Source organism: Blastococcus sp. SYSU D00922, assembly GCF_054050495.1.
The window spans coordinates 84161-97413 of sequence record NZ_JBJGZL010000001.1; the positions used below are offsets into that span (position 1 = coordinate 84161).

Sequence of the window (13253 nt, forward strand, 5' to 3'; positions counted from 1 at the left end):
GGGTGAGAAAACGTCGGTGTTGCTTCAGTTCTACCTGTGATTCGTCGGAATACAGTGGTGTCAGCCTGCATTGCTAAGGGTGCAGGCGATCTACTTCGATGAAAGAGGCGACACCACAGATGAGCAGCGTCACGACCCGTTGGCAGCAGCGTCGGCAGGCCGCGCGTACCCGGCGGGCCCTGAACCAGGCTCTCGCCCGTACGAGCAGCCCGGCCATGCGCGACGAGCTCCTCACCATCGCCAACAGCCGCTGACGCGGCTCCGGCGAGCCGGCGCCGCCCACGCGCGGCGCCAGGACGGCGCGACCCCGACCTCCCGCGGAGGCCGGGGTCGTCTGCTGTCCGGGGTCGGTGCGTCGAGTGGACGACGGCCCCCGCCCGGCAGATCCGTCGCGGTCTGCTGTCATGCTGTCGCTGTGGGTGAACGACTCTGTGCTGCAGGCGCAGAGCCCGTGCTGCGCGCCGTCCCTGCGCGGGCGCGCACGGCGGCGTCGGCTTCCCCCCATGTGGGCAACGGGCTCAGGTCGGGAGCGGAACGTGCCGTTTCCTCATCCGTGCAGCGCGCAGGGATCCCGTCCGTGACCGGCGCCTCCGCCGGACGGTTCGAGGCCCCGGCGCACAGGGCTGCCCGGCGCCCGGGCGGTGCGCGGTGACCGCCCCGGTCGGTGAGGCCCGGGAGACCTCCGGCGCGACCACCGGCGGGCTGCTCAGGTACCTCCGGGCGACGGCCGGTGAGGACGTCGTCCACCAGGTGCTGGAGCACTCCGGGCTGCCCTGGACCTACGAGCAGCTCGACGACCAGTCGCTCTGGTGGAGCTACGACACCCGCATCCGGCTGTTCACCTCGGCGACCGAGGTCGTGGGTGACCCGGAGCTGATGTACAAGGTGGGGGCCTCCGCCCTGCAGTCCGGGCTGGCGCACTCCATCGTGATCCTGCTGCGCGCCATGGGCACCCCGCGCCAGGTCATCAAGCAGCTGCCGCGAGCCGTCGCCAAGTTCAGCACCACCTCGACGATGGAGGTCGTCGACACGACCGCGACCTCGGCGACGATCCGCTACACCCTCCACCCCGGTTTCGAGCACTCGCGCCTGGACTGCATCTACGCCCAGGGCCTGTTCAGCGTCGTCCCGGAGGTGTTCGGGCTGCCCCCGGCCCGGATCGAGCACGACGAGTGCGAGTCCGACGGCCACGCGGCGTGCGTCTACCGCGTGAGCTGGGACCGGCGCCGCCGGCTGGGCCGCCGCGGCAAGGACACCGAGGCCGTCAGCCCGGAGCTGTTCGCGCTGCGCGGTCAGCTGCGGATCCTGCAGACCGCGTCCACCGAGCTCGTCGGCAGCGACGACGTCGACACCGCCCTCCAGCGGATCGTCGCCCGTGCCGCCGAGGCGGTCCTGGCGCCGGCGTACCTGCTCGCCGTCCGCGCGCCGGGCGGCGGCGAACCCCTCGTGCACAGCGCCGGGCTCCCCGCGTCCGACGTCCCGGCCCTGGCCGCGACCCTGCTCGCCGGAGGGGACCTGGGCCCCGGCGCGGTGGCGGTCGACGTCGCGTCGGCGCGCCGGTCGCACGGCCGGCTGGCGGCCATCTACCCCAGCGGGGACGGCACCATGGGCGACGAGGCGGCGATGCTGGCCGCCTACGCCGGCCACGCCGCGGCGGCCCTGGACCTGATCATCGCGCTCGAGGACGCCCGGCAGGAGGCCGACCGGGCCGGCGCGCTGCTCTCCCTGGCCCACGCCCTCGCCGCCACGACCGACGCCGCGGCGGTCACCGACGTGGTGAGCGAGGCGCTGCCGCGCATCGTCGGCTGCACCAGCGCGGGCATCCTGCTGTGGGATCCGGCCACCGGCTCCCTGCGCTCGCAGTCCTCGGTCGGCCTCTCCTCCGGCGGGTCGGACGTGCTGCGGACGACGGCGCTGCGGGCGGAGGAGCTGCCCGAGCTGGTCGGGATGCTCACCGACAAGGCGCCCCGCATCATCAGCGCCGAGACCAGCAGCGCACCGCTCCGCCGGCTGCTCGAGGGCACCGGCACGGCCGACGTCGTCGCCGTCCCCCTGCTGGCCGGCTCCACGTTCCTGGGCGTCGCCACGGCCGGCTGGCGGCGCGGCGAGGCCCCGACCCAGCTCGACGGCGACGTCCTCGCCCGGCTGCGCGGCGTCGGCGACCAGGCGACCAGCGCCCTGCAGAAGGCGCGGCTCCTGGCGACGGTGCGGCACCAGGCCACCCACGACGCGCTCACCGGCCTCCCCAACCGGGTGCTCTTCCTCGACCGGCTCCAGGAGCAGCTGTCCGACGCCCGTCCCGCCGCCCACCTGGGCGTGCTGTTCTGCGACCTCGACGGGTTCAAGCAGGTGAACGACACCCTCGGTCACGCCGCCGGCGACGAGCTCCTGCGGCAGGTGGCCGCGCGCCTGCGGGCCGCCGTCCGCCCCGGTGACACGGTCGGCCGGCTGAGCGGGGACGAGTTCGCGATCATCCTGCCCGGGCTGGTCGACCCGGCCGACGCGCACGGGCTGGCCGAGCGGGTGTCCGGCTGCTTCACCGAGCCCTTCCGGCTGGAGGGCCGGGAGGTCACGGCCGGGACGAGCGTCGGCGTGGCGGTCCACGGAGGCGACGGCGAACGCAGTGCCGATCAGCTGCTGCGCGAGGCCGACGCCGCGATGTACCGGCACAAGCAGCGCACCCGGCCCGGGGCGCGCACCGCCCGCTGACGGGTCAGGAACGCAGCCGCGCCCGCAGCGCCGCCTGCTCGTCCGCGCCGAAACCGTGCGCGTCGAGCCACCCCAGCGGACCGCCGTGCCGCTCGTCGAGGAGCGTCAGCACGCGGTCCATGGTCTCCGCGCGGGGCGTGTGGACGGCGATGTCGCGCGCCTCCATGTCCTCGGCGTAGGTGGGTGATGCGGCCAGCCGGGCGACCACCCCCTCGATGACGTCGGCGGTCATGGCGTAGTCGGCGACGATCTCGTCGTGCGGCACCCCGGCGACGGCCAGGGAGAGCGCGCAGACGACGCCCGTGCGGTCCTTCCCCGCCGCGCAGTGCACGACGGAGGCGCCGGGACCGGCGTGCGCGAGCGCCCGCAGCGCGGCGACCACGTTGTCACCCCGCTGACCGAGGTAGCCCAGGTAGGAGCGGACCGCCGGGGGCTCGCCCTCGTCGTGCGCGGCGACCTGGCGGGGCAGGAGCGACTCCATCCAGCCGGCCGGCAGGTCCAGCTCGGGGTCGTCCTCTTCCACCGCGAACACGTCGGTGTGGTGGCCCCGCTCGGGCAGCAGGGTGAAGTGGCGGTGCGAGACCTCGGGGACGTCGCGCAGCGGGCCGCGGCCCTCGAGCAGGATCTCCGCCGTCGTCCGCAGGTCGATCACCTGCCGCAGGCCCAGCTCGCCGACCAGCCGCCGGACGTCGTCCGGGGTGAGCGTCTGCAGGTTGTCGCTGCGCAGGATCCGGCCCGGCACCGTGCGGCCTCCGTCGCTGGTGGGCAGGCCGCCCAGGTCCCGGGTGTTGGCGGTCCCGTCGAGCCGCACCCAGCGGCCGGTCTGCGTCGAGGTCACCCGTCCGACGGTACGGCGTGCTGCCGACGCCCCGGCGACGTCATGGCGAACGCCCGGTACGCGGGCGCCGGTCAGATCCGTCGTGGCACGAGGCCGCCGCCCCGCGACCGCCCGTGCCGCGCGCACCGGAGCCGGGGGGTGCCGGCGTGCCGGCGCACCGCCGCCACGAGCGCGGCCATCCCCGGCCGGAAGCGGACCGGTGGTCCGGCTGGGGCGACGAGCGGATGAGGGCGACCGCACGGGCACGCCCGCGCGACGTCGTCGGCCAGCCGCCCCTGCGCCCGGGCCAGAACCGGGTCGTCCGCGTGCTCGCGCAGCAGCGCGGCGAACCCCGGCATGGCCCGGCTCTGCTCCCGCACCGCGCGGAGCACCGCCCGGTGCAGGTCGGCCGGCTGGTCCTCGATGACCTGGTCCAGCCGTGCCAGCAGGCTCACCTGCCAGCGCTGGTGCACGGCGAGCACCAGCTCGTGCGCGTCGCCGAAGTGCCGGAGCGCCTCCGCCCGCGCCGGCGACCCCGTGGACGCGGGATCCGTCTCCTGCGCGAGAGCGCGCAGTGCCGTCGCCCTTCTCCTGCGTCGCTCCGCTGCCGTCCCGCCGTCCGAATCATCCATGACCCGGCTCCCGTCGCTACTCGAGGTAGAAGATGTACCGGCGGTATATGACTATGCTCGCGGTCGTGGAGCCGGGCAAGTCGAGGCGCGAGGAGTACTCCGCCGCCACGCGGCAGGCGCTCCTCGACGGCGCGGCGGCCCTGTTCGCCGAGCGCGGGTACGCCCGGACGTCGCTCGAGGAGATCGCCGGTCGGGCCCGCGTGACCAAGGGAGCCTTCTACGGGCACTTCCCGAGCAAGCAGGCGCTCTTCCGAGCCGTCCTCGACGACCTCGAGGCGGCCACCACGCAGGAGGTGAGCCGGGCCGTCGAAGCCGCCGCCACCCCGTGGGAGGGGGCTCTCGCGGGACTCGACGCCTTCCTGCGCGCCTGCCGCGACACCGTCTACGGCGCGGTGGTCATGCGCGAGGGCCCGGTCGCGCTGCCCTACGCCGAGTGGTGCGAGGCGGAGGAGCTGCACAGCTACAAGCTGGTGGAAGGACTCGTCCGCACGCTGGTGGAGGCGGGGGAGATCGACCCGCTCCCCCTCGAGCCGGCCGCCCGCATCGTCCACTCGGTCGTCGGCGCGGCGGCCATGCTCATCGCCGGCGCGGCGCCGGACGCCCGGTCGCAGGCCTTCGAGGACGCGCGGACCGTCGTCCTCCGCCTCGCCGAGGGCATCCGCCGGCGCTGACGGCTCGACGGATCCGTCGAGCGCTCAGCCGAGCAGCCGGTCGCAGAGCTCGATCAGGCGCGTGCGCAGGACGGCGCCGCGCTCGGCGAACCCGCGCTGGGCGGCGACGTAGGCCGCCTTGCCCTCGGGCGTCTCGATCGCGACCGGCTCGTAGCCGTGGGCACGCAGGTCGTAGGGCGAGGCCCGCATGTCGAGCTCCCGGATCTCCACCGCCAGCTCGAAGCAGTCGGCCACCAGCTCACCCGGCGTGGCCGGGCTCAGCTTGTAGGCCCACTTGTAGAGGTCCATGCCGGCGTGCAGGCAGCCGGGCTGCTCCAGCTCCGGCTGGCTCTCCCGGGTCGGCTGCAGCCGGTTGCGGCCGACGGCCTGGGGCGTGAAGAAGCGGAAGGCGTCGAAGTGGCTGCAGCGGATGGGGTGTGCCTCGACGACGGCGTCCGTGCCCTCCTGGCCGAGGCGGAGGGGAACCGGGTGCCGGGTGCCGGTGTCGCGGTAGACCATCGCCCACTCGTGCAGGCCGAAGCAGCCGCTGAACGCAGGCCGGGAGGCGGTCGCCGCGAGCAGCCGGCGGACGAAGCGGACGGTGTCCCCGCGGTCGGCTGCGAACGCCCCGACGTCGAGGCGCACGGCCTTCCCGTCGGTCGCGTACCAGCGCCACCCTTCGTGCGGGGCGGGAGCGGCGAGCGCGACGTCCGGGCCCGGGTGCCACCGGCGCAGGCGGCCGGGCGTCTCGGAGTAGTACGTGAAGAGGAAGTCCAGGACCGGGTGCGCCTCGCCGCGGCGGCGGCGCTCCCGGTGCGGCCCGGCCCACCTGTCGATCCGCGCCGCGTGCGCGACCGTGTGGGCCAGCCACTCCTCGCGCGGCAGCACGCTGGTGTCGAGGGCGGACGGCACCGCTCCAGGGTAGATAGGGCGATCGGCGCGGTCAGACCGCCGACGTCCCGGTGAGCCGGTGCAGCCGGAGAGCCAGCTGGACCTCGAGCGCGCGCCGGGGTGACGACCACTCCCGGCCCAGCAGGCGGCCCACCCGGTCCAGCCGCTGCGTCACGGTGTTGACGTGCACCTGGAGCGCCTCGGCGGCGCGGGCGGGCGAGCTGCCGGCGTCGAAGTACGCCTGGAGCGTGCCTTCCAGGTCGGTGCCGCGCTTGGCGTCGTACTCCAGCACCGGCGCGAGGGTCGCGTCGACGAAGGCGCGCACGTCGCGGCCGTCACCGACGAGCAGGCCGAAGAAGCCCAGCTCGTCGGCGCTCGCTGAGTCCCCGGCCCGGCCCAGCGCCACGAGCGTCGCCGCGCACCGTGCCGCTTCGGCCTGCGCCGGGGCGATCGCGGCCGGACCGCGGGCCGGCCCCGCCCCGCCGGCGGTCACCGTCCCGGCCCCCGCCCCGCCCAGGTCACGGCAGACCAGGGCGGCCGCGGCGCCCGGCTCCAGATCGGGGAGGCAGAGCACGACGGAGCCGTCGTGGGTGCCCGCCAGCCCACCCCGCGTCGCCGCCAGGTGCGTGGCGGCGGCCAGCGCGCGCGGTCGGCAGTGCTCCTCGACCCGTGCCACGACGACGGCGTGCGGGCGGTCGAGGTCGGCGCCCAGCCGGCGGGCCCGCTCCCGCAGCCCGTCGGGATCCCGGACGGCGGTGCTCAGCAGCTCCTCGAGCAGCTCGCCCCGCACCCGGTTCTCCGCCTCGCCGGCCGTCCGTCGGATCAGCAGCAGCAGCGCAGTCACCAGCGCGGCCCGCTCGAGGATGCGCTGGTCGGAATCGGACAGGTCGTCGTCCCGGTGCAGGACTAGGCCGCCGAGCAGCTCGCTGCCCACCGTCACCGCGGCCGTCCACCAGGTGCCGTCGCGGACGGTGCGGCCTGTCGAGCGGGCGAGCGTCAGAGCCGCCGCAGGGTCGGGTGGGAGCGGGTGCGCGGAGTCCGCCCCTCCCGCAGGGGTGGGCCGTCCCTCCTCGTCCAGGACGGTGAGGCGCCCGCCCAGCGCCTCGGTGACCGCGGCGGCGACGTCCTCCACCCCACCGCCCCGCAGGACGAGGTCGATGAACCGGTCGTGGGCGCCGGCAGCCCGCTCGACCGACGCCGTGTACGCCCGCAGCTCACGGCTGGCGGTCGACAGCTCGTCCAGCGCGGTGCGCGTCTCCTCCAGCAGCCGGGCGTTGTCCAGCGCGATGGCCGCGTGCGCGGCGAGCGAGCCGAGCAGCGACACCTGCGACCTGTCGAAGCTGCGCTCGGTCCGGTCGGCGGCGAACAGCACGCCGATGACCTGCGAGCCGCGGATGAGCGGGACGCCGAGGATCGCGACGAGCCCCTCGTCGTGCACGCCGTCGTTGATGTCGGCGGTGTGCCGGAACCGGGAGTCGGTGAAGTAGCTGGCGGTGGCGTACGGGGCCGCCGTCTGCGCGACCAGCCCACCCAGGCCGGCGCCCATCGGCAGCCGCAGCGCCTGGAAGCGGGCGGACACCGATCCGTCGGTGACCCGCATGTAGGTGTCGCCCCGTGCGGGGTCGTTCAGGGTCAGGTAGGAGACGTCGGTGCCGAGCAGGGAGCGCGCCCGTCGGACGATCGCGGTGAGCACGGAGTCGACGCCGCGCAGCGCGGCGAGGTCGTTCGCCGTGTCGAACAGCGCCGAGAGCTCCGACTCGCGGCGGCGGCGCGCGGCGAAGGCCTCCCGCACCTCGAGGGCCAGCAGTTTCACCCGCTCGAGCTCGGCCAGCTCTTCCGCGTCGGCTCCTGCGGCGCGGGCGCGGACGAGGGGCCGCTCGTACTCGATGGCGGCCGCGTCCGCGAGCAGCAGCTCGAAGTACTCGGCAGCACGCGACACAGGCGGCATCGTGCCCGCCGGCGCGTTCAGTGCGCGCTCCATCCGCCGTCCATCACGAGGGACGTGCCCGTGACCGATGCGGCGGCGGGGGAGCACAACCACGACACCGCGTCAGCGACCTCGGCCGGCTCGATGAGGCGCCTGACCGCCGCGGGCGCGAGCATCACCTGCTCCACCACCTCGTCCTCGGACAGCCCGTGCGCCCGTGCCTGGTCGGCGATCTGCCCCTCCACCAGCGGCGTCCGGACGTAGGCGGGGTTCACGCAGTTCGAGGTGACCCCGTGCTCGGCCCCCTCGAGCGCGATCACCTTGGACAGCCCCTCCAGGCCGTGCTTGGCCGTCACGTAGGCGGACTTGTACGCGGAGGCACGCAGGCCGTGGATCGAGCTGACGTTGACGACGCGACCCCAGCCCCGCGCGTACATGTGCGGGAGTGCGCCGCGGGCGAGCCGGAAGGGGGCCTCCACCATGAGCCGCAGGATGTACGAGAAGCGGTCGACCGGGAACTCGTGCACCGGGGCGACGTGCTGGAGACCGGCGTTGTTGACCAGGACGTCGACGGCCAGGTCGAGCGCGTCCACCGCGTCGAGGTCGGAGAGGTCGACGGCGGTGGCCGTGCCGCCCACCTCGGCCGCGACCGCCTTGGCGGCCTCCGCGTCCCGGTCCACCACGACGACGTCCGCCCCGTCCTCCGCGAGCCGGACGGCGCAGGCCCGTCCGATGCCCGATCCGCCGCCGGTGATGAGTGCGCGTCGTCCGACCAGGTGAGCCGCCATGACCGCGACGGTAGGCCGCCATCGCAGGGCTCCCCACGGGGCGACGGCACACACCCGACTGGCCGGCAGTGGGTGCGCGCCACACCACGCCGCGCCGAGCGATGCCACGGCACGGGTCACGGTGGCGCCGCCTGGCATGGGTCTAGCACACATGGCGCCGGTCACATTCGCGTCGATCACGCACATGGCCGGGGTGTGACCGCGGTCCTAGCGTCGTCCGGGACAGGCACCGCTCTCGACGAGGAGACCCCCCATGTCCGCACCAGCGCAGCCCCGAGCCGGCTTCGGTCGCGTCGTCGGCGCCAGCGTCATCGGCACCACGGTGGAGTGGTACGACTTCTTCCTCTACGGCTCCGCGGCCGCACTGGTGTTCCCGGCGCTGTTCTTCCCCGAGCAGTCGGAGTTCGCCGGCACCCTGCTCTCCTTCGGCACCTACGCCGTCGGCTTCGCCGCGCGCCCCATCGGCGCCCTCGTGTTCGGCCACTTCGGCGACCGCATCGGGCGCAAGAAGCTGCTGGTCATCTCGCTGCTCATGATGGGCGGCGCGACCTTCGCCATCGGCCTCCTGCCCACCTTCGGCACCGTCGGCGTCCTCGCCCCGCTGCTGCTCATCACGCTGCGCCTCATCCAGGGCTTCGCCCTCGGCGGGGAGTGGGGCGGTGCGGTCCTGCTGGTCTCCGAGCACGGCAGGCCGGAGAACCGCGGCTTCTGGTCCTCGTGGCCGCAGGCCGGCGCCCCCGCGGGCAACCTGCTGGCCACCGGCGTCCTCGCCCTGCTGGCCGCCTTCCAGTCCGACGCCGCCTTCGAGAGCTGGGGCTGGCGCATCCCGTTCCTGCTCTCGGCCGTGCTGATCATCGTCGGCATGTTCGTGCGCCTGGCGGTCAGCGAGTCGCCGGTCTTCCTGGAGGCGCAGCGCGTCGCCGCGGAAAAAGCGGCCGAGACCGGCGTCGCGGAGAAGGCCCCCATCCTCACGGTGCTCGCGCACTACAAGCGCGAGGTCCTCGTCGCGATGGGCGCCCGGATCGCCGAGAACGTCTCCTTCTACCTGCTCACGGTCTTCAGCCTCTCCTACCTGACCAAGGCCGAGGGGGCGGAGTCCTCGTTCACCCTCAACGCGCTGGTCATCGCCTCGGCGGTGCACCTGCTGACCATCCCGCTGTGGGGTGCGCTGTCCGACCGCATCGGCCGGCGCCCGGTCTACCTGTTCGGCGCCGTCGGCATCGGCGCGTGGGCCTTCGTCCTGTTCGGGCTGCTCGACGCGGACAGCTTCTGGCTCAGCGTCTTCGCCATCACGGTCGGGCTGCTGTTCCACGGCGCCATGTACGGCCCGCAGGCGGCCTTCTTCGCCGAGCTGTTCGGCACGAAGTCGCGCTACACCGGCGTGGGGATCGGCTCGCAGCTGGCCTCGCTGGTGGCCGGCGCCCCGGCGCCGCTCATCGCGCTGGCGCTGCTGGGCAGCTTCGAGGACCCGAACCCCACCCGGGTGGCGCTGTATCTCGTCGCCTGCGCCGTCGTGACGGTCATCGCGGTGCTCGCCTACGGGGAGACCAGCCGGCGGGACCTCGCCGCCGACCACGCGGTCGTCCCGAAGGCCGTGGGGCGCGCGACCGAGCGCGTCTGACCACCACGACGAACGGCCCCCTCGGACTTCCCGAGGGGGCCGTTCGCACGAGCGGGGCTAGTCGGGCTGGTTGCCCGGCCGGACGACGCCGTCGTCGGACTGCGCCTCGTCGTCGGTCGTGAGGGTCGTGGCGTCCTCGTCGGCCGGCACCCCGGCGTCCTGATCCCCGGCGGCGGGACCGTCGGTGGTGTCCGGGGACTCCCGGTAGCCGGTGGGGTCGGACTCGCTCATGCGTTGCTCCCGCCTGATCGCTGGGTCGGTTCGGACACCTCGCCCGACGCGCCGCCGCCGGCGCCGCGTGCGACATCGCCGTCCGCCCGGGCGGGCAGCTCGTCGCCGTGGGCGTCGTCCCGTTCGATCGCCTCGTCCGCGGTGAGGGGCACCTCGTCGAAGCTCGAGCCGGAGGCCCCGGTGGAGCTGTTGTCACCCGTCCCCGAGGCCGTGGGGACGTCCTGCTGGATCCGGTCGCTGCCCGGGGGGTCGGTCATGGGTGGTCTCCTGTCCGGCGGTCGTCTCCCGGAGGCCATGCCCGCAGTCCCGCGCCGGAAACGGCGAGCGGCCGCCGTCCCACGACGGGACGACGGCCGCTCGGCGGGGCGAAGCTCAGAAGGCGGCCTCGTCGACCTCCATCAGCGCGTTGTCGGTCTGCTCGGCGATGACCCGCTCCGACGACAGGCGCGGCAGCACCTGCGAGGTGAAGAAGCGGGTGGCGGCGAGCTTGCCCTCGTAGAAGAACCGGTCCTTCTCCGAGACCTCGCCGGAGAGCGCCGCGAGCGCGACCTCGGACTGGCGAATCAGCAGCCAGGCGGTGACGAGGTCGCCGACGGCCAGCAGCAGCCGGGACGTGTTCTGGCCGACCTTGTAGAGGCTCGACATGTCCTCCTGCGCGGCGGTCAGGTGACCGAACATCGCGGTGAGCATGCCCTGGACGTCCTGCAGGGCGGTCGCCAGCAGCGCCCGCTCCTCCTTGAGCCGGCCGTTGCCGACCTCGGCGTCGATCGTGGCCTGGATCTGGGAGGCCAGCCAGGTCAGGGCGACACCGCCGTCCTTGACGATCTTCCGGAAGAAGAAGTCCTGGCCCTGGATGGCCGTGGTGCCCTCGTAGAGGGTGTCGATCTTCGAGTCCCGGATGTACTGCTCGATCGGGTAGTCCTGGAGGAAGCCGGAGCCGCCCAGGGTCTGCAGCGACTCGGCGGTGAGCAGTTGGGTCGCCCGCTCCGAGCCGAAGCCCTTCACCACCGGCAGCAGCAGGTCGTTGACCCGCTCGGCCAGCTTGGCCTCCTCGCTGTCGCCCTTGCCCTCCGCCTCGGCCTGCGTGACCTGGTCGCGGAAGCTCGCCGCGTAGAGGTACAGCGCGCGCATGCCCTCGGCGTAGGACTTCTGCAGCATCAGCGAGCGGCGCACGTCGGGGTGGTGGGTGATGGTGACCCGGGGCGCGTCCTTCGACGTGGCCGTCAGGTCCGCGCCCTGGACGCGGCTCTTCGCGTAGTCGAGGGCCACCTGGTAGCCGGCCGACAGCGTGGCGATGGCCTTGGTGCCGACGAACATGCGGGCGTACTCGATGATCTTGAACATCTGGGCGATGCCGTCGTGCACCTCGCCGACCAGCCAGCCCTGGGCCGGCACGGGCCCGTCGCCGAAGGTGACCTCGCAGGTGGTGGAGACCTTGAGGCCCATCTTCTTCTCGACGTTGGTGACGTAGGCGCCGTTGCGCTCGAGCAGCTCACCGGTCTCGAGGTCGACGTGGAACTTGGGGACGACGAACAGCGACAGCCCCTTCGTGCCGGCCTTCGCGCCCTCCGGGCGGGCCAGCACCATGTGGATGATGTTGTCGCTGAGGTCGTGCTCGGCGGAGGTGATGAAGCGCTTCACGCCGGTGATGTGCCACGAGCCGTCGGGCTGCTGCACGGCCTTGGTGCGGCCGGCGCCGACGTCGGAGCCGGCGTCGGGCTCGGTGAGCACCATCGTGGCGCCCCAGCCCTTGTCGATCATGATGCGGGCGAGCTTCTTCTGGTCCTCGGTGCCCAGGTCGAACAGGGTCTGGGCGAACGCGGGGCCCGAGCCGTACATGAACACGGCGGGGTTGGCGCCGAGCACCATCTCGAACGCCCCCCAGGTCAGGGCCGCGGGGGCGCCGAAGCCGCCCAGCTCCTCCGACAGGTCCAGGCGGTACCACTCACCGGCGTTGAGCGCCTCGACCGACTTCTTGAACGACTCGGGCAGCTTCACCGAGTGCGTGCTCGGGTCGAAGACCGGCGGGTTCCGGTCGGCGTCGATGAAGGACGCCGCCAGCGGACCCTCCGACAGCTTGCGGATCTCGGCCAGCACACCGCGCGCGGTCTCGGCGTCCATCTGCTCGAACGGGCCGGTGCCGAACCGGTCCTTGGTGTCGAGGAACTCGAAGAGGTTGAACTCGAGGTCCCGCAGGTTGGCGGTGTAGTGCGTCATTGAGCTGGGCTCCCGTGCTCCGTGCCGGTGGATGGCGATGTCCTACTCGCCAGTAACAAACGCTATTACCCACCGGTAGCAACGAGCAAGTGGCCCCGCCGTGACGCGCCCAGTCGGGGTGAGGTACGGCCTGGTCAGCGGTTCTTCCGCCGCCCCCGCACGGCCAGGACGGCGGTCAGCAGCCACGCGAACAGCGCACCGAGGACGGCGGCGATGAGCAGCGCCAGGACCAGCGGCGCCCGGACGTCGGCGAACACCAGGCTGATGTCGACGGTCTGGGTGTTGAAGACGACGAACAGCACGAGGACGACGGTCACGAAGACGAGCAGGGCGAGCGCCAGCGTGCGGCCGATCGTGCGGCCGGTGTGCCGTGGGGCCTTGCCGGTGGCCGGCGCGGGACCGTCGGGGCCGGCCGAGGTGACCGGCGGCGGGGTGGAGCCCTGGTTGCCCGGGAAGCCGAGCGTGGGGTCGGTGCCGGGCGCGCCTGCGGGGCGGGGTTCGGGAGTGCTCACGTCCCAAGTGTGCTGCTCAGCGGCGCGCGCCGCAGGTCAGGCGTGCGCGTCCGGCTCGGTCTCGGCCGGCGGGTAGCTCGGCCCGGCGACCCCGCTGGCCGGCCCCTCCTCGCCGCCCTGCGACTCCGGGTCGGCGGGCGGGGCCGTCTCGGCACCGAGGGGCTTCGCGTCGCGGTCGTCGTCAGGTGCCGGCATCGTCATGCGGCCATGGTCGCCTCCCCCGGAGGCCGCAGCCAGTCGGCTCCCTCGCCGCCGAGA

At 73.8% G+C, this 13253-nt stretch carries 14 protein-coding genes; 4 read left to right on the plus strand and 10 right to left on the minus strand.

Annotated elements, in window-relative coordinates; translation table 11 throughout:
* Positions 1 to 119: 119 nt before the first annotated feature.
* Together ACI78T_RS00435 and ACI78T_RS00440 are read left to right on the plus strand one after the other, a co-directional pair.
* The gene (locus ACI78T_RS00435; protein WP_456556122.1) at positions 120 to 254 is read left to right on the plus strand and encodes a hypothetical protein; all 135 of its coding nucleotides are present in this window, start codon (positions 120 to 122) and stop codon (positions 252 to 254) included.
* 394 nt (positions 255 to 648) lie between these two features.
* On the plus strand, positions 649 to 2709 hold the full coding sequence (locus ACI78T_RS00440; RefSeq protein WP_456556123.1) for a diguanylate cyclase domain-containing protein: 2061 nt from the start codon (positions 649 to 651) through the stop codon (positions 2707 to 2709).
* 4 nt (positions 2710 to 2713) lie between these two features.
* Here the strand turns inward: ACI78T_RS00440 and ACI78T_RS00445 are convergent, their stop codons facing one another.
* Both ACI78T_RS00445 and ACI78T_RS00450 read right to left on the minus strand, forming a co-directional pair.
* Complete coding sequence (locus tag ACI78T_RS00445) at positions 2714 to 3547, minus strand: tyrosine-protein phosphatase (protein WP_456556124.1); 834 nt, start codon at positions 3545 to 3547, stop codon at positions 2714 to 2716.
* A gap of 71 nt (positions 3548 to 3618) precedes the next feature.
* Positions 3619 to 4158, minus strand: a complete 540-nt coding sequence (locus ACI78T_RS00450; RefSeq protein ID WP_456556125.1) for a hypothetical protein — start codon at positions 4156 to 4158, stop codon at positions 3619 to 3621.
* A gap of 47 nt (positions 4159 to 4205) precedes the next feature.
* Between ACI78T_RS00450 and ACI78T_RS00455 the strand changes: the two genes are divergently transcribed.
* Entirely contained in the window at positions 4206 to 4829 is a 624-nt protein-coding gene (locus ACI78T_RS00455; RefSeq protein ID WP_456556126.1) for a TetR family transcriptional regulator, read from the plus strand.
* A gap of 24 nt (positions 4830 to 4853) precedes the next feature.
* On the opposite strand, the gene ACI78T_RS00460 is transcribed toward ACI78T_RS00455, so the two are convergent.
* From ACI78T_RS00460 to ACI78T_RS00470, 3 genes are read right to left on the minus strand one after another with little or no spacing between them, the layout of a single operon-like run.
* Entirely contained in the window at positions 4854 to 5720 is an 867-nt protein-coding gene (locus ACI78T_RS00460; protein ID WP_456556127.1) for a 3-methyladenine DNA glycosylase, read from the minus strand.
* A gap of 31 nt (positions 5721 to 5751) precedes the next feature.
* A complete protein-coding gene (locus tag ACI78T_RS00465) occupies positions 5752 to 7647 on the minus strand; it encodes a helix-turn-helix domain-containing protein (RefSeq protein WP_456556505.1) in 1896 nt (631 codons plus the stop codon).
* A gap of 17 nt (positions 7648 to 7664) precedes the next feature.
* Positions 7665 to 8414, minus strand: coding sequence for a 3-hydroxybutyrate dehydrogenase (locus ACI78T_RS00470; protein WP_456556128.1), 750 nt, complete (start codon positions 8412 to 8414; stop codon positions 7665 to 7667).
* Between the two features lie 253 nt (positions 8415 to 8667).
* On the opposite strand from ACI78T_RS00470, the gene ACI78T_RS00475 reads away from it, so the two are divergent.
* The gene (locus tag ACI78T_RS00475) at positions 8668 to 10035 is read left to right on the plus strand and encodes an MFS transporter (RefSeq protein ID WP_456556129.1); all 1368 of its coding nucleotides are present in this window, start codon (positions 8668 to 8670) and stop codon (positions 10033 to 10035) included.
* A 57-nt stretch (positions 10036 to 10092) separates the two neighbouring features.
* Here ACI78T_RS00475 and ACI78T_RS00480 read toward each other — a convergent pair whose 3' ends face one another.
* The 5 genes from ACI78T_RS00480 to ACI78T_RS00500 form a co-directional block, all read right to left on the minus strand.
* Positions 10093 to 10266, minus strand: a complete 174-nt coding sequence (locus ACI78T_RS00480; protein ID WP_456556130.1) for a hypothetical protein — start codon at positions 10264 to 10266, stop codon at positions 10093 to 10095.
* On the minus strand, positions 10263 to 10523 hold the full coding sequence (locus tag ACI78T_RS00485) for a hypothetical protein (protein ID WP_456556131.1): 261 nt from the start codon (positions 10521 to 10523) through the stop codon (positions 10263 to 10265). Before ACI78T_RS00485 ends, ACI78T_RS00480 begins: the two co-directional genes overlap by 4 nt.
* Positions 10524 to 10638: 115 nt before the next feature.
* A complete protein-coding gene (locus tag ACI78T_RS00490) occupies positions 10639 to 12483 on the minus strand; it encodes an acyl-CoA dehydrogenase (RefSeq protein ID WP_456556132.1) in 1845 nt (614 codons plus the stop codon).
* 134 nt (positions 12484 to 12617) lie between these two features.
* Positions 12618 to 12995, minus strand: coding sequence for a LapA family protein (locus ACI78T_RS00495; protein ID WP_456556133.1), 378 nt, complete (start codon positions 12993 to 12995; stop codon positions 12618 to 12620).
* A 36-nt stretch (positions 12996 to 13031) separates the two neighbouring features.
* On the minus strand, positions 13032 to 13196 hold the full coding sequence (locus ACI78T_RS00500) for a hypothetical protein (protein ID WP_456556134.1): 165 nt from the start codon (positions 13194 to 13196) through the stop codon (positions 13032 to 13034).
* Between the last annotated feature and the right edge of the window lie 57 nt (positions 13197 to 13253).

Excerpts from the sequence above, each read along its gene's own strand:
- ACI78T_RS00470 (WP_456556128.1), bottom strand. The coding sequence starts at position 8,414 with ATGGCGGCTCACCTGGTCGGACGACGCGCACTCATCACCGGCGGCGGA.
- ACI78T_RS00490 (WP_456556132.1), bottom strand. The coding sequence starts at position 12,483 with ATGACGCACTACACCGCCAACCTGCGGGACCTCGAGTTCAACCTCTTC.
- ACI78T_RS00465 (WP_456556505.1), bottom strand. The coding sequence starts at position 7,647 with ATGCCGCCTGTGTCGCGTGCTGCCGAGTACTTCGAGCTGCTGCTCGCG.
- ACI78T_RS00500 (WP_456556134.1), bottom strand. The coding sequence starts at position 13,196 with ATGACGATGCCGGCACCTGACGACGACCGCGACGCGAAGCCCCTCGGT.
- ACI78T_RS00455 (WP_456556126.1), top strand. The coding sequence starts at position 4,206 with ATGACTATGCTCGCGGTCGTGGAGCCGGGCAAGTCGAGGCGCGAGGAG.
- ACI78T_RS00435 (WP_456556122.1), top strand. The coding sequence starts at position 120 with ATGAGCAGCGTCACGACCCGTTGGCAGCAGCGTCGGCAGGCCGCGCGT.
- ACI78T_RS00480 (WP_456556130.1), bottom strand. The coding sequence starts at position 10,266 with ATGAGCGAGTCCGACCCCACCGGCTACCGGGAGTCCCCGGACACCACC.
- ACI78T_RS00475 (WP_456556129.1), top strand. The coding sequence starts at position 8,668 with ATGTCCGCACCAGCGCAGCCCCGAGCCGGCTTCGGTCGCGTCGTCGGC.
- ACI78T_RS00450 (WP_456556125.1), bottom strand. The coding sequence starts at position 4,158 with ATGGATGATTCGGACGGCGGGACGGCAGCGGAGCGACGCAGGAGAAGG.
- ACI78T_RS00485 (WP_456556131.1), bottom strand. The coding sequence starts at position 10,523 with ATGACCGACCCCCCGGGCAGCGACCGGATCCAGCAGGACGTCCCCACG.